Source organism: Nitrospira sp. (assembly GCA_029194535.1).
Lineage (GTDB): Bacteria > Nitrospirota > Nitrospiria > Nitrospirales > Nitrospiraceae > Nitrospira_C.
The window spans coordinates 2,304,186-2,322,611 of the sequence record JARFXR010000001.1; the positions used below are offsets into that span (position 1 = coordinate 2,304,186).

An 18,426-nucleotide genomic window follows, 5' to 3' on the forward strand; every position below is an offset into this window, starting at 1 on the left:
GAAGAAAAGGCATCCGTGCACCGGCCCTGTTCAAAGTCCCATAACCGAAAAGAGGCTCAAAGGTGATCTCATGAAGGCTCGCTCCCGCTCCAGCGTCTTGTTGACCGCGCTCCTCCTGATCTTGGCGGGCGCGCTTCACGATCAAGCCGCAGGCCAGACCACGGGAGGCACGGACGTCGGCACGAAGCGAGCGCTGCTGATCGGCATCAACAAGTACCGGGCCGTGCCCAAACTGCAAGGTTCATTGAACGATATCGAGACGATGAGACAGATTCTCATCACCCGATGGGGCTTCTCGGAACAGCACATCCGCCTGCTCACCGACGAGCAAGCCACGCGCGCGGGAATCTTGGCGGCGCTCAATCAGTTCGTAGGCGAGACCGTGGCGCAAGACATGGTGTACATCCATTATTCCGGACACGGCTCGCAGGTGGCGGATCTCAACGGCGATGAGCCGGAGGACCATCTCGACGAAACACTCGTCCCACAGGATGGGCGAAGCGGCACGATTCCCGACATTACGGATGACGAGCTGGAGGCCATTTTCAAACGTCTGCCGACCAGCCGCGCCTTCATCGTCCTCGACTCCTGCCATTCAGGCACGGCGACCCGCTCGCTCGACATCCGAACCCGTTCCATCCCTCAAGACACCAGACTCGACCTCTACCGGCCGACTCCCGGATCGGAGGTCAGGACGAGGGGCGGGGTTCAGACGCTGCCCGCTCGCTACGTGCTCATGACCGGCGCCGCTTCGCATCAGGAGGCGTTGGACGGTCCGGTGGAGGGACGGTATCACGGCTTCTTTTCTTATGCGCTCTCACGGAGTCTTCGTTCCTCGCCCTCCACCGCGTCGCCACGGGAGGTCTTTCGCGGGGTTGAAACAGAGCTCAAGCGCATCCAACTGCATTTCGGCCGCGCCTCGATGCCCGAACCCCAACTCGAAGCTCCGCCGGATCTGCTGGAAACTCCGCTGTTGGGCTCTTCCGGCGCGCCGGGAACCTCAACCGCCGGCGGCTCGAATCCGCGTTTGGCCTGGATCGAGGTCAAGTCGGGCGAAGCCGGGTCGATGACGTTAGTCAACGGCCTGTTGCTCGGCGCCGTGCCCGGATCGACCTGGGCCGTCTACCCGCCGGGGGACACCGCATTCGTCCCAGGGCACGCCGTCGCGATCGCGACGGTCACTCAACTGGCAGGTCAAGACGCCAAGGCTAAATATCAACCGGCCGACAAGAAGATTCCCGATCATGCGCGCGCCGTGGCGTTTCTCCCTGCTCCGACGGGCGACAAGATTCCCATTCACATCCTCGAGGTGGCCGACGGCAAGCGCAGGCACATCGAGGATGTCCTGGTGAGGTACATTCCCCATGTCGCGATCGTGGGACCGGATCAGTCGCCCCGTTATTTGGTCCAGGCCCAGGACAACGAGATGAAGCTCTTCGCAGCTGACGGGTTGCAATTGGTCGGTTCATTCGCCGGTGACGCCGACAACTGGGGCGCGGGTGTGGCCATGGTCGTGTCGCGCTCCGCCACCGCCTCGGAACTACTCACGCTGGACAATCCCTCATCGCAATTGCGAATCGACGTCCGGGTCGCCAATGCGCCGCCGCCGGCAAAGCCCTCCGTCGGTACGCGCGGCATCGCCGTCGTCGCGGCCAATACACAGCCGGCCAAATATCGCATTCGGAAATCCGGCAAACCCCGCACCTCTGAGAACAGTCTTCAACTCGAGATCAAAGTCAGCGCGGATTCGTACCTGACGGTTGTGGACGTGGACGCGGAGGGTGGCGTCAATCTCCTGTTCCCAAACGATTACTCAAAATCGGGTTTCTATCCCGAAGGACGCGTGCGGGCCGGCGAAATGATCATGATTCCCGACTCGTTGCAGAACGGCAACAAGGCCGGGTTCTATTGGGACTATGTTCCGCCCAAGGGAACGGATACGGTCCGTGTCTTCAGCAGCACGGATCTCGACACGGCCCAGCTGCTTCGCCAGCGCATCAGGAACATCCAAGCCGGCGCGGCCGTCAAGGGCGCTCCGACCGTCGGCACCCGCGCAGTCTCCGCTGAGATCGGCGGCATCAGAGACAGTCTGACGACGAGAGCGGCGCGCGGCATCATTCCCGTCTTTGACCCGACGCCTCACGTACCGGGGCAGGCTGCCGGAGAACCGCAACCGGAGCCGGTCCCGACAGTACCGGCCGTCGCGCATCCTGAGTTGCCCGCGTCGGCGGATGCTGCGGTCATGTCGGATCCGGAGCCGGCCGCCCCTGCCGGTCCGCCTCCGGACTGGGCCGCGACCTCCATCACGATCAAGGTCGAAGGGTGACTCGACGAGGACATTGACAGGGGCGCTGGAAAGTCCCTACACTGCGCCCCACTCTTGAGGACGTTCCATGCCCCTGACTCGCGAATCTCAGCGGCGTCTCCTCACGGTTTTGACCTTCGGCTTCCTGTGCCTCTGCGTCTTGATGCAGGTTTTGGGCAGCACCCTGACGCTCTGGGCCTGTGAATTCGAGTCGGACCTTTCCAAGAGTTTGCTCTTTGAGGGACTCTCGCTTCCCGTCTGCTATCTTGATCTATACCCTCCGGCCATCATCGGCCTGGCGGTCGAACGTCTGCAGAAGTTTTGTCAGACCGGCGACGATCGCACCCTCTTGCGTCCTCCGAATCCGGACGTCTAGTACGTCCGCTTCCTCGTGACCCCTCGCCGCTGTCGACATGGTACCGATGACGTCGCGACGGTGAGGCCATGGGCATCAATCCCATATGACCCAAGTGGGAAGGAGATTGCGATGTCGGAAATCCACGTTGCGTTCTGTTGTGAGGTCTGTCGGAAGGTGAAGGACGAGCACTGGGTCGGGTCCACCGGTCACGAATGGTGCACGATCACCGAGTACGCCAAGCGACATCTCGTCCATGCGGAAGATATTCTATTGTCCCGCACCTATTGTCCTGACTGCACGACCTCCTACGATCGGTTGATGCTCTACGGCCGGGGGACCATCGCTCCGTCGGCATGACTGAGCGGGAGTGGACGAACGAACGATGAGTTCGTCGTTCGGGATAGGATCCGTCACAGGAAGAGCCACCACAGGTAGATCGAACAGAGCAGCATCGATCCGATGGTGACCGGCATGCCGATCCTGGCGAATTGCCAAAAGGAGATTCCGTACCCGGCTTTCCGAGCCACGTCCACGATGATGACATTGGCGCTTGCGCCGATGATCGTGGCGTTTCCACCCAGGCACGCGCCGAGCGCCAGCGCCCACCATAACGGCACAATATCCGGTTGGTGAACCAGGGCCGCATGATCGACCAGCGAAGGATGATGGGATCTGGCCAAGTCCACGATCAGCGGATTCATCGCCGCGACGTACGGAATGTTATCGACCACGGAAGAGAGCGCCGCTGAACCCCAGAGGATCGCCATGGTGGTCGCCGTCAAATTGTCGCTGGTATAGGCGACCAACAGACCTGCGGCAGACCGGATGATCCCGACCTTCACCAGCCCGCCGACCAGAACGAACAATCCGATGAAAAAAAAGATGGTCTTCCATTCCACATCGGTCAGATAAGACAGCTCTTCCGAAGCCCCGCTCGAACCGCGTCTGTGCCCAAGCAACATGAAGAGACTGGCACCCAGTAAAGCAATGGTGGCCGGCTCCAGACGCAGCCACTCATGCATGCAAAACGTCAGATTGACAGCGGTCAACAGCCAGACTGACCGGCGGAGCATGATGCGGTCCTGCACCGCGTCGTCGATCCGAAGTTTCAGCACCGCGGCTCTGAGATGAGGATCGACGCTCATGGACCGCCCGGCGAACAACCACAGCGCGCCGAGAAAGACCGCCATGATGATGACGACGATCGGGCCCAAGCGGACGAGAAAATCCAGATATCCGAGTTCCGCCTTGCTGGCGATCATCATGTTCGGCGGATCGCCCACCAGCGTGCCGGTACCGCCGATGTTCGAGGCCATGGCTTCGACGATCAGAAACGCCACGGGGTTGAGTTCGAGCCGTTTCGTGATCGATAGGGTGACCGGCGCCATCAGAAGCACGGTCGTCACATTGTCCAATGTGGCGGACAGCACGGCCGTGACGACGGCCAGCAGGAGGAGCATCCGGAAGGGCTTCGCATCGGACTGCTGAGCGGTCCAGATGGCTATCACCTCGAACAGTCCCGTTTCACGGACGATGTTCACGATGACCATCATGCCGATCAGAAGAAAAATCACGCTATAGTCAACACCGAACTCGTGCGAGTGGAAGGCTTCCTCCTGTGTGACCACGCCCAGCGCGATCATCAGCGCGGCACCGAAGAGGGCAATGATGGTCTTATGAACACGCTCCGTGATGATGAGGAGGTACGTCAGGCCGAAGATGAGGAGGGCAATGGAGACGTCGGACATTTTGCTCACAACCGGTTCACCACGAATCTGGACTCATCAGCTTTTCCTCTTTCCTATCGAGGCTCGATCCACGTACCATAGCGGATGAAAATGAGGTCTGTCGATCATGTCGCAATTTTCTCTTGAACATATTGAACAGTTGGTGCAGGGAAAGCTTTGGGACCCCCACGTGCTGCTTGGCGCGCACGCCTCGGGCGACGGCTCCGGCGCGGTCGTCATTCGCGGCTTCGACCCTGAAGCCGAGAGTGTTTCGGTGCTCCTGGAGGGAGCCGAACCGATCTCGATGCGGCGCGTCCACGAAAGCGGGCTGTTCGAATGCCTCGTCCCCGGCCCATTGTCGAACAGGCCGTATCGATTGCGTGTCCTCGATCGCCACGGACGAGTCTCCGACCGATACGATGCCTATGCCTTTGCGCCGTTGCTCACGGATTACCAGTTGCACTTATTCTCAGAAGGAACATTTTACCGGGCCTATGAAACGATGGGGGCGCATCTGCGCGAGGTCCGCGGAGTCTCCGGTGTCCACTTTGTCGTGTGGGCTCCCAACGCAGCCCGCGTCAGCGTCGTCGGCGATTTCAATCAATGGGACGGCCGACGCCATCCGATGGCCAACCGCGGCTCGACCGGATTGTGGGAACTCTTCATTCCCGACCTGGGATTCGGAACCCTCTACAAGTATGAAATCCGTCCGCGCGGGCAAGACACGATTCTGCTCAAGGCCGATCCCTATGCCTTCGCCTCGGAACTCCGGCCCAAGACCGCTTCCGTCGTGACGGATACCGCAACCTACGCGTGGAACGATCAGTCGTGGATGGACGCGCGGGTGAACTGGGATCCGCTCGGTGCACCCCTCTCCGTTTATGAAGTCCATCTCGGCTCGTGGATGAGAATTCTCGAAGAGGACAACCGATGGCTCAGCTATCGTGAACTGGCGGACCGGCTGATTCCCTATGCAAAAGAGATGGGATTTACCCATTTGGAATTGTTGCCGCTCACCGAACATCCGTTCGACGGCTCGTGGGGATACCAGGCCACCGGCTATTTCGCAGCGACGAGCCGTTACGGATCGGCCGAAGACTTCATGGCCTTCGTCGACCGGGCGCACCAGAACGGCATCGGCATCCTGATGGATTGGGCTCCGGCGCACTTTCCCGACGATGCGCACGGGCTCTCCCAGTTCGACGGCACCCATCTGTACGACCACGCCGATCCCCGCCTCGGCTACCATCCGGACTGGCACAGCCGCATCTTCAACTACGGCCGAGTCGAAGTGCGCAACTTCCTGATGAACAGCGCCCTATTTTGGATGGATCGGTATCATATCGACGGATTGCGCGTGGACGCGGTCGCGTCCATGCTGTATCTCGACTATGGGAGGAAGCCCGGAGAGTGGATTCCGAACCAGTTCGGCGGCCATGAAAATCTCGACGCCGTGCTGTTCTTAAAGGACCTGAACGTGCTCGTCCATCGAGACTTTCCAGGCGCCATCATGGTGGCGGAGGAATCGACATCGTGGGCCGGGGTTTCCCGTCCGACCTACACCGGCGGCCTCGGGTTCACCTTCAAATGGAACATGGGCTGGATGCACGACACCCTCGACTATTTCCACCATGAGCCCGTGCACCGCTTGTACCATCAGAGTCAACTCACGTTCGGCTTGCTGTACGCCTTCAGCGAGAACTTTCTCCTGCCGCTCTCGCACGATGAGGTCGTCCACGGCAAGGGGGCGCTGCTCGACAAGATGCCGGGAGACGACTGGCAACGATTCGCCAATCTGCGGGCCATGTACGGATTCATGTACGCCCATCCAGGCAAGAAAATGCTCTTCATGGGAGGAGAGTTCGGCCAGTGGAGGGAGTGGAACCACGATCGCAGCCTGGACTGGCATCTGCGCGAGTTCGCTCCCCACGCAGGGCTCCAGCGGCTCGTCAGAGACTTAAACCGGCTGTACAGGGAGCAGCCGCCGCTGCACGAAATCGATCACGACTGGGCGGGGTTTCAGTGGATCGACTTTCATGACGCCACCCATTCCGTCGTGGCCTTTCTCCGAAAGGCCAAAGATTCAGAAGTGCAATTGCTCTGCGTCTGCAACTTCACTCCGGTTCCCCGCCATGCGTACCGCATCGGCGTCCCCAGAACCGGTTATTACCGAGAGTTGCTCAATACCGACTCCTCGGTTTACGGTGGCAGCGATCTTGGTAACGCTGGTGGATTGCGCTCGCAGGAGATCCCGAGCCATGGCTTCCCGGCTTCGCTGAGTCTTATCTTGCCTCCGCTCTCGGTCTTGTACCTACGCCGGCATTCAGACTGCTAGCGGCCTCACTTCCGCGGAACGGGCTGCACGTCCAATACCGTCACGTCGAACACGAGCACTTTCCCCGCGAGCGGATGATTGAAATCCAGCGTAACCGTGTCATCGGTCATCGCGGTTACGCGTGGAAAGAGCGACTCCCCGTCCGGCCCTTTCGCCTCGAGCTGAGCGCCGACTTTCCTAGCTGCCTCCGGAATGAGACTCTTCTTGACCTCTTGGACGGCTTTCGGATCGACGTCTCCATATCCATCAGCCGGTTGCACGACAATTCGCGCGCTGTCGCCCTTGGCATGCCCTTCGAGCGATTGCTCCAGCCCTGGAACGATTTCATGTGCTCCTTGACGATACACCATCGGAGCCTTTCCCACGTTCGACTCCAAGACGGTCTGATCTTCCAATCGCAATGTGTATTCGAGGGAGACCTGAGTGCCGGCTTTGATGACGACCGGCCTCCGGCTTTGTTCGGCGGCCGATGCGAAGGAGGCGGTGGCCAGTAAAGCCACGAGCGCGACGGCGGAGCCGGAGGCCCGGGCCATCCGGTGATACGAAAACATCACAATTTCCTCCCTGTTCGTAGGAGCGGCACGGTCGGCGGGCCGGTTACCAGAACCGGACAGGGCCGCAGTCGAGATGCACGAAGCCGGCTCTCGGATAGAATCCCACGCCTCCATACTGCAGTGTCATTGCGGCTTGGCGAATCGCGCGGAGCGGAGTGCCGGGGATGTAGAAATCCAGTGCTTGCCCTTCGATGTGATAACTGTGTCGTACTGCGCGTCGGCTCCGTTTGACCAACAGAGCATTGTATTCCGGCGACCGATATCCGGAGATGACGTGGATTTCGCCGTTTCCACCCAAGGCCTTCTGTACAAGGTTCACATGTTCGAGCAGGCGGATATCCATCGCAGCGACCTCGCCGGTATGGTGACACCGGAGCACATGATTGACCTCGTCCAGCGCGGCCAGGTCGTACTCGCCCGCCTCGTTTCGGTACCGGACATGCAGCCGCTCGTCGGTATGGACGTTGTAAAAATCCAGTTCGCCTTCCGGCAATGTCCTGGCCTGTGCCGTCGAAGGACAGAGGAACCGTCCGCCGACGGCAAGCAGTCCGACAAGAGAGGTCTTTAGCAAGGCTCGGCGCGTCCAGAGCCAGTCCTGGTACGACACGACAATCTCCGGAATGATAAGGAGGGTGAGGGTCGCGGTGGTATGAGTGTCACGTCTTTGTAGCAAATATCGACGAATCAGGTCAAGCCCTCCGCGTTGATATTGTGGCCCTCGTCCGAACATCGCGATATCGCCGTCTGCGATCGCGGTCTGACGTGGCTGATCCCCACGCAATTCATGCTTCCCCGCGCGCAATCGTATTCTTCCTAGACAGCTGGCGCCAATGCGGGTAGTATTCAGTGGGCTCAAGGAGCGTTGATCATCATGGCCACGATTCTTGTCATCGACGATGAAGACTCAATCCGCCATCTCTTGAAAGAGGTCTTGGAGAGAGCCAGGTACCAGGTCATCGAGGCGCGGGACGGACAAGAGGGCTTGCACGTCTATCAGAAAAATCTGGTCGATCTGGTCATCATGGACATTCTCATGCCTGGGACGGACGGCCTGGAAGCGACGCTGCAGTTGACGCGCGAGTATGTGGACGCCAAGGTCATCGCCATGACCGGAGCTCAGGGCGATCGTAACTTTCTGGATGTCGCCAAACTGTTCGGCGCCAGACGGGTATTTGAAAAGCCGTTCGATTTGAACAAGTTAGTCGATGCCGTCAAGGAAGAGCTTACCCGCTAGGTAGTACTGTCCGGCAGATATTCTCAATCCTGCTTATCCGTCGGCAAACGTCAGCATCCCCCGACAGTCATGTGGCTGATACTCCTGATTCTTTACACATTCCTCATTCTGGCAAGCGGGGCATACGGCTCCGTCTTTGTGGCGCATTCCCACTGGGAGTATGTGGTCTGGGTCCCACCCCTGTCGGAGATTCGCACGATTGAATTTTGGCTCGATATTCTTGCCAACATCGCACTCTATGTCCCCTTCGCCGTACTCTTTCTCCAACACAAGGATTCGGCAGATCTCTCTACGCACACAGTACTCTTCGTAGTCGCCTTGCTCCTTTCCTGCACCGTTGAACTCTACCAGGTGTACTCACACAATCGGCGTCCTTCGCCGGTAGATATCGTCTGCAATGTCAGCGGAGCCGTAGTGGGAACGCTCCTCTGGAACATGTGGAAAAATCGCCTGAGACTCTCGACTGGCCCCAAAGCTCCTCCTATCCCCATCCGATGGGTTCGTCATCACACGAAGTGATTTGACGGAATCTTCGTTAGCGACCACCGGTCAATTCCTTGCGCACAAGCCCGCGCATCATGGCGGGATCGTTGTAACCGACCTCGCTGAGTGCGTCCATCAGGTGGAGGTCCTTCGTGCGCACCAGTTCTCTTGCTTTCGCGTAGTTTTTCGCGCTGAATCGCGCGACAGCCGGCTGTCCGTTGACGATCTGACAGGCCAGAACTTCCTCGCCGACTTCCAGGATGCCTCCCTCGCCGATCAGCGCTCTCGCCTGCACTTCGGTGATCCCATGCAGGTGGGCGAACTCCTGCAGACCGCCCGTCTCCACCAGCCGTCCGTCCGGCATGATGCAGAGACGCTTGAAATGTGGAGACCAATCTTTCCGGAAATCGATGTACTTGATGTCGCCGCCCTTAGCCACCTGGGAGCTGAGCGTGCGGTAGTCCAATCCTAGATTCTTCTGTTCCAGCTTCGCTTTCAATTCGCCCGGAAGCGTGCGGCGGAAGACTTCCATCGCCGCTTCCTGCAACGCACAGGATTTGGCCCGACTCAACTGTTCGGCCTCCGCGAATTGCATGAGGTCCAGGACCCAGGTCTGCTTCGCTGAGGCTCCGGTCGGGTCGATGAAACAACAAAAGAGTCCCTGCGTTACCAGCCCCCCGATGTGCGGGTAGATGTAGACGCCGCCCTCCGCCAGGAGCGCGGTCATCTGGTCCAGCGGGACGTCATAGCTTTCCGAGAGGATTCTGGCGTGCACCGATACGTCTTCCGCGAGCGTCATGGCGCAGACGGTCACATTGCCCGGCGCATCAAATTCCGAATAGTCCTCGATGATGTTGTAGAGTTCCGGCGGCTTGGACTTGCCGAGTTTTTTCTTAATCTTGAACATGGATAACCGCCTCTATCGTGCTGATTAATAAGCTATGTTTCTCTGAAGATGGTAGTATGGCGGCAAAGTCAACAGGCGCCGATCTTCGATCGGCCCACCGACGGTGAAGTGATAGAGAGACTGGAGGACCATCGGCTTCACAGCAAGGATCTCGTGAACCGGATCGTCGAAAAAACATCCGATACCGGTCGCCCGCACTCCCGCTTCTTCCGCCTCAAGGTAGAGAACTTGGCCCAGCAACCCCGATTCCCAGAACAATCGTGGATACCACCAGGCGCCGTCTTTTCGCAAGCGTCCCTCGAACTCGGCCAACATGCCGAAAGAAAATGCGCCGTCGCCGGCGATGTCCTGATGACAGCTCACTTGGACGGCGAGTTTCTTCGCATCCCCTTCCAGCAACCAATAGAGAGGCAGATCATCCGGCGCCCCCGGCGCCTTGCTCCACACCAGCTCGGGATTCATGGCCTCCTGGATGAACGACAGCTTGGCGGGGTCGCGGAGAAGGAAATACAGCCCAGGCGTGAGGCCGTCGATCCGGTGCACGAACAGCATGAGATGAACCGCCGGCTCATACGGCCAGACATCCCACGGCACGAGGCGGTCCAACTGCCCGTTGCCCCCTCCCGGCATCACGAGCCGCAGCATGCGGAAGAAGCTGGCCGAGGAAATCGACGTCCTGCCGTCGAAGGCCACGGCACTTCGGCGCCGACGGATAATCGTGCCGGCACTTGGCTCCGCATCGCTCGTCTTTCGTGACGCCTGAAGCGCATCGGACGGCGGGGCAAAACCTGTAGGAAGTCGAAGAACCGACGTTTGAACTTGCGTCTTCCAGGACGCTTCGGCGACTTCATCGATAATACCCCAATGCACCCCGTGATCGCGGCTTAGCCGGTTGGCCTTGCCGTACCAGGATCCGCCGGCAAGCTGCGCCACGGTTTCCGAATCAAGTAACAACGGAATTTCAGCTACGTCCTCCACCATTGACGACGACACGCGTGTTGGCAATCCACAAGGCCAAATGACGGCAAGACAGTTGGGATGCTCCGGTTCGGCATCCTGGAAATCTTCTCGACGGTTGGTTCCAAGCAGAACCCCCGCGGTATCCTGTGCGGCGCCGTCCAACAACACCATTCGCCACCCCAGGGTGGCGGCAGAGATCCGGGCTGCCCCGATCGCGTGACCAACGTCGTGTTGACAATAGCGGAACGCGCGCTCACCATACTTCCAGGCCTCTCGCCAATGGACCGAAGTCAATCCCAAAATGAATGCTTGCGCCGGAAACGGCGCAAGGAGGTGGGCCACCCGATCGGCTGAATACTCAGCCCGTCGCTCCAGCCCATGTTCTCTGGGTGCATAGTGATACAGGCCGGCCGCAAGTTCCGGCTCGCGTGTGGTCGGCAGGAGGACGTAGCCCTCGGTCGGATGCAGATTGCCGGATGACGGATTGCTCCGCAGCGCCCATTCCGATTCTCCCGCCCGTTTCCATGCCGAGAGCGCGAGCGCCAACTCAAGGAATCGGGACAGACTCCGCTGGGTCAGCGGGTGGACGACGATGTCACGGGCATCAAACAGCGCGCGGTAGGGGGGCGACGCCGGATCCTCGTCGGGGGCGAGCAAGGGAAGTCGAATAAGCTCGGCTCCTGCATAGCGTCGAAAGGGATCCGGTTGATTCCCCCAATCCAGATAGCCTAACGAGCGGGCATAGCGATGGAAGTGATGCTTCGTCATGTTGTGATACCGGACGACCTGGTCGATCGGATCGGAAGCCGGAGGCTCTGACGGCGATATCGGGGAATGGCTTTCGTTCATTGCGGATGCGGGCTAGTGTACAAATCGCCCAGACCGAAGTAAATGCATGGGCGATCGCTTCACACATTGACCTGACCGGGCGCCGTGAGTATGCTCTCGCGATGCAGTTTGACGCCGCTCTGGCCGCCCGGGAAGCCTTTGAACGATCGCAAGCGCAACTCGGCCGTGCGTGGCTCACGGCGGCGGATCTCGAAGATCGGTTTTCCTCCTCCGCCGGAGCCTCGGCGCGCGAGGCCTACGAGCAGTTGCTCGTCCTCGCGGCGGCGCATCCGAACGCCGATGCCTTCCAAGCGTTCTGCATCTACATCACCTGGCAGCAAGTCACCGAAGAAACGATTCCTCGTCATTTCCGGACCGGCCTCACGCTGTGCGAGTCCTACCTCGGTTCGCCCGCCGGCAAGGACCCACGTGATATCGACTGTGTGACCGAACTGCGCGAATCGTTTCGCGCGGGGCTCGGCCTGCTGGAAGAAGACGAGATCGCGGTCGAGTTCAGAATAGACACACCGAAGGGCGGAGACTAGGGCCAGCCGTTCCGCGGCGTCATGCTCCTCGATCATGGCTGAGGACCATAAGCACCGGGCTCGGATTTTCCTTCACCGCGGGGATCTCGTCCATGCGCGCGAAGCGTGGGAGGCTGCGGTCGACGAGGACCGCCGCACCGGCAACCGCCGCGGTTTGTCGGATTCGCTCGGCAATTTGGGCAACACCTGTGCGCTGCTCAACGACCCGGATCGAGCGGAACAATGTTATCGGGAGGTGCTCGCCATCCAGCGCGAGGAGCCGGACGCCCACGCGATTGCGCACACGCTGGTCAATCTCGGCAATCTGCACGTGGGTACGGATCATCAGGAGAAGGCCCGACCATATTATTTGGAAGCCCTGGATATGCTGTTGGGGCTGAATGACCATCGGGCGTTGGGCATTCTCTACAACAATCTCGCGCTGCAGGATGCCCGGGATGAACAATGGGAGCAGGCGGACGCGTCATTCCGCCTCGCTCTTGACCACCACCGCATCGTGGGCAACGAAGAAGGGCTCGCCGTGACGTATAGCCAGATGGGCAAGTGCTATCTTCAGCGCGGCGAGCTGACCGGCGCGGAGCGTTGCCTGAACAATGCCTCCGAGCATTACGTGCGGCTCGGACACGAGCCGGCCGAGGCCGCCGTGATCCGCCTGCTCGCATCGGTGTACCAGCAGCGAGGCGACGCCGTCGCGGCGCGCCGCTGCCTCGAACGGGTGATCATGATCGACCGCCGCTATCACCTCCCGGATGAAGGGGACGACGTCCGCCGCCTGACACAGCTGCGGTCGTCGTAATCCCTCCTCCTTTCCGCATCGGGATTTTTCATGCTGGTTTCACTCACTTTCTGGACTTCCCGCAATACTTTGTTACTGTAGGCCTCACCGCTCACGGTGCGATAGACGCCGGCCAACTCCCCTGCCGACACAGGGCCGAGATGCTGAATGACACGACCTCGACGGGGCATCATCGTTTTCATCCTTCTGCTGACCGCTGGAATCATGCCGTCGCTCGCGCGGGCCCAAGAGTCTGGATCCGGGTCTGGATCCGGACTACGGTTCGGCACTCAGGAAGTGGGTTTCACGGCGGGCTATCTGATATCCGTCCGTCTCACCAGCGACCATTCGACGAAACAACAAGGCCCCGCGCTCATGCCTTCGTGGAGCATGGTCTTGACCGATCCGATCGGGAAAAGCTGGTACCAGGGTCAGATCCTCCTTGGAGCGGAAATCGTGTACATCCAGTTTCAGGAGCCGGTGCTGACCCACGGCATCGGCTTTACCCCGAAGATCAAGTATCTCTTCAGCGGGTACCATTCGCTTCGTCCCTATATCGAATTCGCCGGAGGGCCGTTTTACACGGATCTGGTCGGCTATGTTCCAGAGGAATCCGCCCGCTTCAATTTCCTCCTGACCGCCGGTGTTGGTCTGTCGTGGTTTGTCACGCCGCGGATGGCGCTCAACGCCGGCTATCGCTTTCAGCACATTTCCAATGCGGGCACGAGATATCCAAACGTGGGCCTCAATGCCAGTCTCCCGTTTATCGGATTCTCATTTTACTTCTAGGAGGCTTGGGTGAAAAGCATGCAAGCCGGTAATACCTGTGTCAGCCTGTTGGCGGTGCTGCTGTTGTTCAGCTCTTGCTCACGTTGGATTGAATTGGCCGACGACGCTGCGTCGCGCGCCCCTCACGGAACGGTTCGAACCATCTTGCAACAGGAACAGGTTCCGCTCTTGTTGGATCGCGTCCAGTTGATCAGGAACGGCTCCCCGCAGAATCCCTCGCAGGACACAGACCGGCGGTTTCTGGGCTCCTTGCGGGAGATCGGACTGTTTTCCAGATTGGATTCCACGGAGAATATCGGCGCATCGACGCAGGGGAAAACCATCCACGCCCGACTGGTAATCAACGAGGCTGTGGACCCGCATTCCGGCGCCGCGGCCTGGAAGGGCATCGTGATCGGAGCGTCGATGTTCCTGCTCACACCCGTGATTCCTTTGGAATACGACTATACCTCCCACATGACGCTTGAGCTCGAGCGATGGGACGGACAGATCAAGCGATATGAAGGACGGTCGGCGGGCACGAGCCGATTTCACCTCTTCGGAGCGACCCCGCTGATGATCGACGAACTGAAGGGCCTCGTCACCGAATCCTGCTTGACCGTGGTCATGGAGCAGCTGGTGCAGGACAGCTCATTTTATACCGCCAGCAGCGCCCCGCTTCCCGACAATCCCATCAGGTCGGTGTCCGTCAAACCCAAACACTCGGGCTCTCCACCGGTCCCGGTGGTTCCCGTGTTCACCCAATCGGGCCGCTAGCTTCACCCGCCTGCGCAGGAAACCACGGCTGTTAGGCCGTCGAGGGAGGCGCAACGGTTGTCTTCCGAAGCCTTGGCAAAGGAGGACATGCTTCGGCGGAGTAGGCTCAAGCTGTGGGGCTCCACTACGAGAGCTTTCCGCATCTGTCGGTCACAGCATGTTGGGACTGGCTGCAGCACAGCGCCGATGGTATGATGCGCCGGAATGGAGACCTCGCATGGACATCGAAGCCTTTCGCCAGATGGTAGCCAAGAATCCCAATGGATTCCTCGGCAGATACGGTTTGGGCAACAAACTTCTCCAAGAAAAGGGAAGTTACGAGGAAGCCGCGACTCATCTGAAGGTGGCGGTGCAATTGGACCCGGTCCACGTGGCCTCACACCTCGCGCTTGGACGCGCGCTGATCGGACTCAATAAGCCGGATGAGGCCAAATCGGCCCTGCGGGCCGGGATCGACGCAGCGTTGTCCGGCCGGTCCAACGGGGGAGTCGATCTGGTTCCGGAAATGCAGGGGTTGCTTCGAACGCTACCTTGACGTGAATTCGGTGAGCGCATGACGATCGACGAGGCGAGGAAACGGATCGAATCGGCCGTGACACAGTACGGACCGCACGCGGCTCCTGTCATTGATCTGGTCATGAACGAGGTCCGCTCCGACATGGGGGCGCAGACATTCAACCAGCTGGTCGAAGAATTCGATCTCGAGTTGGAATACAACATCGCGCCCCTTGAATCAGACTACACAAACAGTTGAGCCCCGGCGCTCCTCGGCGATGTTGCGGCTCGGACACCTGCTGTTCACACTCCGCAGCCGGCGTCTTGCCCCGTTGCCTTTTCCACCCCTCATCCCCCGTGTCTTCGGAAGACGGCGGCTTTCCGCGCCGGCGCATTCTGCACCCGCTCTCGCACATCCTGTATCCGGACTGACCCGATTCACGACGTCCTCATGTCGATAATCTGGGCGGCGATTTCAGGACATGGTTATGGCCACGCCGCTCAGGTCGTCCCGGTGCTCAATACGTTGGGCGCCCTGATCCCGGATCTCACGGTCATTCTCCGGACGCTGGTACCGGCTTCGTTCTTTACGGACCGTCTGAGAGTTCCCTGGACCCTGCAGCCGGTTCAACAGGACATCGGCTGCATTCAGCAAGGTCCGATGCATATCGACGTGGCCGCCACCTGGGAGGCTCACGCCAGGTTCCATGCCGACTGGTCATCACGCCTGCGTCGGGAAGTGGAGGCGATTCGCTCGGTTGGTCCGCGCGTGATTGTGGCGGACACGCCGTATTTGGCTCTCCGTGCCGGCGCGAAAGCCGGAGTCCCGACCGTCTGCTTGGCCAATCTCACGTGGCACGACATCCTGACTCCCTTCATTGATGGGACCAGGCCGGACCAGCATGACATCCTGACCGAGATCGGTGGCCATTATGCCACGGCCGGTTCAGCGCTCCGCATCGCCCCAGGGCTACCTCTTTCTCCCCTCCGCGACGTGACGGATATCGGCGCCATTTCGGAACTGGCCGTTCCGGTACATGAGGCGCTACGGAAGCGACTGGAACTTCTCGACGACGAGCGGCTGGTGCTGGTCGGCTTCGGAGGCGTTCCGTTGACCTCTCTTCCTTGGGAGGCTATGGAATCCATGTCTGGATACCGCTTCATTGTGGACGGTCCGATCACCCGCCGGTCGTCGCGGATCTTCCCCCTCGGCTCGCTGCCCTACAGTTTCCGCTCGCTCATTCCATCGGTCGACGTGATCATGACGAAGCCGGGATACGGCACCGTGGTGGAAGCCGTCGCGGCGCGCGTCCCCGTGATCTACGTTCGGCGCCATAATTTTGCCGATGAGCAACCTTTGGTCGAGTTTCTCGGACAGTACGGCCGCTCATGCGAGCTATCGCGAGAGGACTTTCAGGCTGGGCGATGGGAGGAGACCTTTGAGGTCGTCGAAGACCAACACATGCCGGCAGCGGCGCCTTCCTTCAGCGGCGCCGCCGATGCCGCCCGCTATCTCGTCCGCTACCTCTAATTCCCTGGACCTTCAACCGACTGATCGAATTTTTCATCAACGTTCTCCAATACTTAAATACAGATCCTTTTGGCCAATCCGTTCGTAGATGCTATAGTGGTTGCGGGCGAGAGGTGATCACATCTCAGGCCGACCGTCTGATTCGCAGCGTATGGATACACCCACTCGACGCGCCACCTCGACAATCGACCCGACGTTGTTCGCCCGCATCGTCAAGGGGGACCAACAAGCATTCAGTCAACTCTATGATCTATCGAGCACCTTGCTCTATACCCTCGCCCTTCGCATTCTCGGCAGCCGCGAAGAGGCCGAGGAGTTACTTCAAGACGTCTACTTGGAGGTCTGGCGAAAAGTGGCCCGCTACGATGTGGGTCGAGGCACGCCGGTGGCCTGGCTGATTACGTTGACCCGAAGCCGCGCCATTGATCGTCTGCGGGCCAGGGCGGCGCGCCGTCAACAGACGACCGGCCCGCTGGAGCAGGATGCGGCGTCGCAGGTGAGAGATACGGGATCCAGCCCGTTCGAAACTCAGACGGATCAGGAACTGCGCCTTGCCGTCGGGTCGGCCATGACGAGTCTGCCGGCTGCCCAGCAGCAGGCTATCGAATTGGCGTATTATGAAGGCCTATCCCACATGGAAATTGCCGCACGGTTGAATCAGCCTCTCGGGACGGTCAAGACACGTATCAAACTCGGCATGTCCAAATTGCGGGACACGCTCCGCCACTGCTGGGATCAAGGTGATGACGAATGACTCATGAAGAAATAGAAGACTCTGTGCCGCTGTACGCCACCGGTGCGTTGGATCGAGTCGAGCGCCAAACGCTGGAGGCGCATCTCCTCTCTGGATGTGCATCCTGTCATCATGCCTTGAAGGAGTATCAGGTTGTCGCGGCGATACTGCCCCTCGGTCTGGTTCAGACTACGCCGGCACGCACGCTCAAGGCGAAAATCATGGCGTCCCGTAATCCGCTTGCCGCGGCCCTGGAGGACGGGCAAACGGACGAACCGAAATCAAGTCTTGAACCAGGCGAATGGATGAATCACCTGTTCCCACCCATCACACCGGCCCGCTCGGTCTCCCTGCCGTGGGCAATCGGCATCGCCGCAGTGCTGCTGGCCACGGTGGCGGGCTATGTGGGATGGACCTTTACGACTCGACTGTCGTCCGACACGGCCAAGATAGAACAATTGGAGGTCGCCCTGCAGGATCAAACGACCAAGCTCGTGAGCCTGCAGCGGGTCATGGCCGAGCGGGATCGGACCTTCGCCTCGCTGGAGCGCGACAGCGAGCGCCGCACGCATGAGATTGCGGAATTGAAGGAGCAACTCATCGCACGAGAGACCGAACTTGAGGGCTTGGAGCAGGAACTCGCCTCCCGGACGACCGCGGCCGGCCGCGCACGAACGCCGCAGGATGAGTTGGCGGTGCTTCTCAGGCAGCCGAACATCCGCGTGGTGTCGTTGAGCGGATCGGAGGTGGCCAGGACTGCGTCCGGCCTCCTCCTGTATGATGAGAAGACCCAAAAAATGTGGATGTACGCGGTCAATCTTCCGGAATGCCTCAACGGGACGATGTATCAGCTGTGGGCGATCGATCAAAAGCCCAAGAGCCTCGGCACCTTCCATATGGACTCGGGAGAAACCGCACATCTCATGGTCAAACGCCTTCCCGATTTCGAGCGAACCAGGAAATTCGCAGTAAGTTTGGAACCTCCGGGCGGGCGACCGCAGCCGACCGGAGCCCTGTATCTGGTCAGTCAGTCTTGATCCCCGCCGGTCCTCCTCTTGACGCTCTCTACGAAGCCCGCTACAACCGCCCCTGAGAAGCCTTGTCGTGAATA

20 protein-coding genes are annotated in these 18,426 nt (G+C 59.9%); 15 read left to right on the forward strand and 5 right to left on the reverse strand.

Going from position 1 to position 18,426, the window contains the following annotated elements:
• The first annotated feature begins 70 nt into the window (after positions 1 to 70).
• The 3 genes from P0111_10625 to P0111_10635 all read left to right on the forward strand — a co-directional run bounded on the left by P0111_10625 (position 71) and on the right by P0111_10635 (position 3,020).
• A complete protein-coding gene (locus P0111_10625) occupies positions 71 to 2,326 on the forward strand; it encodes a caspase family protein (GenBank protein ID MDF0644477.1) in 2,256 nt (751 codons plus the stop codon).
• Positions 2,327 to 2,393: 67 nt separating this feature from the next.
• Positions 2,394 to 2,681: a hypothetical protein gene (locus P0111_10630; GenBank protein ID MDF0644478.1), complete on the forward strand. Its 288-nt coding sequence runs from the start codon at positions 2,394 to 2,396 to the stop codon at positions 2,679 to 2,681.
• A 111-nt stretch (positions 2,682 to 2,792) separates the two neighbouring features.
• Positions 2,793 to 3,020 carry a hypothetical protein gene (locus P0111_10635; protein ID MDF0644479.1) on the forward strand — a complete coding sequence of 76 codons (228 nt, stop codon included), beginning with the start codon at positions 2,793 to 2,795 and terminating at the stop codon, positions 3,018 to 3,020.
• 53 nt (positions 3,021 to 3,073) lie between these two features.
• On the opposite strand, the gene P0111_10640 is transcribed toward P0111_10635, so the two are convergent.
• Positions 3,074 to 4,411, reverse strand: a complete 1,338-nt coding sequence (locus tag P0111_10640; protein ID MDF0644480.1) for an ArsB/NhaD family transporter — start codon at positions 4,409 to 4,411, stop codon at positions 3,074 to 3,076.
• A 106-nt stretch (positions 4,412 to 4,517) separates the two neighbouring features.
• Here P0111_10640 and glgB point away from each other — a divergent pair, with 106 nt between their 5' ends.
• Positions 4,518 to 6,725: a 1,4-alpha-glucan branching protein GlgB gene (gene glgB / locus P0111_10645; GenBank protein ID MDF0644481.1), complete on the forward strand. Its 2,208-nt coding sequence runs from the start codon at positions 4,518 to 4,520 to the stop codon at positions 6,723 to 6,725.
• Positions 6,726 to 6,730: 5 nt separating this feature from the next.
• Here the strand turns inward: glgB and P0111_10650 are convergent, their stop codons facing one another.
• On the reverse strand, positions 6,731 to 7,276 hold the full coding sequence (locus P0111_10650) for a peptidylprolyl isomerase (GenBank protein ID MDF0644482.1): 546 nt from the start codon (positions 7,274 to 7,276) through the stop codon (positions 6,731 to 6,733).
• 46 nt (positions 7,277 to 7,322) lie between these two features.
• Entirely contained in the window at positions 7,323 to 7,886 is a 564-nt protein-coding gene (locus P0111_10655; protein MDF0644483.1) for a DUF882 domain-containing protein, read from the reverse strand.
• 264 nt (positions 7,887 to 8,150) lie between these two features.
• Between P0111_10655 and P0111_10660 the strand changes: the two genes are divergently transcribed.
• Both P0111_10660 and P0111_10665 read left to right on the forward strand, forming a co-directional pair.
• Positions 8,151 to 8,513 carry a response regulator gene (locus P0111_10660; GenBank protein ID MDF0644484.1) on the forward strand — a complete coding sequence of 121 codons (363 nt, stop codon included), beginning with the start codon at positions 8,151 to 8,153 and terminating at the stop codon, positions 8,511 to 8,513.
• 69 nt (positions 8,514 to 8,582) lie between these two features.
• On the forward strand, positions 8,583 to 9,032 hold the full coding sequence (locus P0111_10665) for a VanZ family protein (GenBank protein ID MDF0644485.1): 450 nt from the start codon (positions 8,583 to 8,585) through the stop codon (positions 9,030 to 9,032).
• 16 nt (positions 9,033 to 9,048) lie between these two features.
• Here the strand turns inward: P0111_10665 and P0111_10670 are convergent, their stop codons facing one another.
• Positions 9,049 to 9,903 (reverse strand): hypothetical protein, encoded by an 855-nt coding sequence (locus P0111_10670; GenBank protein MDF0644486.1) that lies wholly within the window; start codon positions 9,901 to 9,903, stop codon positions 9,049 to 9,051.
• A gap of 24 nt (positions 9,904 to 9,927) precedes the next feature.
• Complete coding sequence (locus P0111_10675) at positions 9,928 to 11,631, reverse strand: SagB/ThcOx family dehydrogenase (protein MDF0644487.1); 1,704 nt, start codon at positions 11,629 to 11,631, stop codon at positions 9,928 to 9,930.
• Between the two features lie 182 nt (positions 11,632 to 11,813).
• Between P0111_10675 and P0111_10680 the strand changes: the two genes are divergently transcribed.
• The 9 genes from P0111_10680 (at position 11,814) to P0111_10720 (ending at position 18,352) form a co-directional block, all read left to right on the forward strand.
• Positions 11,814 to 12,236 carry a hypothetical protein gene (locus tag P0111_10680; GenBank protein MDF0644488.1) on the forward strand — a complete coding sequence of 141 codons (423 nt, stop codon included), beginning with the start codon at positions 11,814 to 11,816 and terminating at the stop codon, positions 12,234 to 12,236.
• A gap of 34 nt (positions 12,237 to 12,270) precedes the next feature.
• On the forward strand, positions 12,271 to 13,032 hold the full coding sequence (locus tag P0111_10685; GenBank protein MDF0644489.1) for a tetratricopeptide repeat protein: 762 nt from the start codon (positions 12,271 to 12,273) through the stop codon (positions 13,030 to 13,032).
• A 147-nt stretch (positions 13,033 to 13,179) separates the two neighbouring features.
• A complete protein-coding gene (locus P0111_10690) occupies positions 13,180 to 13,800 on the forward strand; it encodes an acyloxyacyl hydrolase (protein ID MDF0644490.1) in 621 nt (206 codons plus the stop codon).
• 9 nt (positions 13,801 to 13,809) lie between these two features.
• On the forward strand, positions 13,810 to 14,556 hold the full coding sequence (locus P0111_10695) for a hypothetical protein (protein MDF0644491.1): 747 nt from the start codon (positions 13,810 to 13,812) through the stop codon (positions 14,554 to 14,556).
• Positions 14,557 to 14,773: 217 nt separating this feature from the next.
• Positions 14,774 to 15,091 (forward strand): tetratricopeptide repeat protein, encoded by a 318-nt coding sequence (locus tag P0111_10700; GenBank protein MDF0644492.1) that lies wholly within the window; start codon positions 14,774 to 14,776, stop codon positions 15,089 to 15,091.
• An 18-nt stretch (positions 15,092 to 15,109) separates the two neighbouring features.
• Complete coding sequence (locus tag P0111_10705; protein ID MDF0644493.1) at positions 15,110 to 15,310, forward strand: hypothetical protein; 201 nt, start codon at positions 15,110 to 15,112, stop codon at positions 15,308 to 15,310.
• Positions 15,311 to 15,502: 192 nt separating this feature from the next.
• Positions 15,503 to 16,582 carry a hypothetical protein gene (locus tag P0111_10710; protein MDF0644494.1) on the forward strand — a complete coding sequence of 360 codons (1,080 nt, stop codon included), beginning with the start codon at positions 15,503 to 15,505 and terminating at the stop codon, positions 16,580 to 16,582.
• Positions 16,583 to 16,733: 151 nt separating this feature from the next.
• On the forward strand, positions 16,734 to 17,336 hold the full coding sequence (locus P0111_10715) for a sigma-70 family RNA polymerase sigma factor (protein ID MDF0644495.1): 603 nt from the start codon (positions 16,734 to 16,736) through the stop codon (positions 17,334 to 17,336).
• A complete protein-coding gene (locus P0111_10720) occupies positions 17,333 to 18,352 on the forward strand; it encodes an anti-sigma factor (GenBank protein ID MDF0644496.1) in 1,020 nt (339 codons plus the stop codon). Before P0111_10715 ends, P0111_10720 begins: the two co-directional genes overlap by 4 nt.
• Positions 18,353 to 18,426 lie beyond the last annotated feature (74 nt).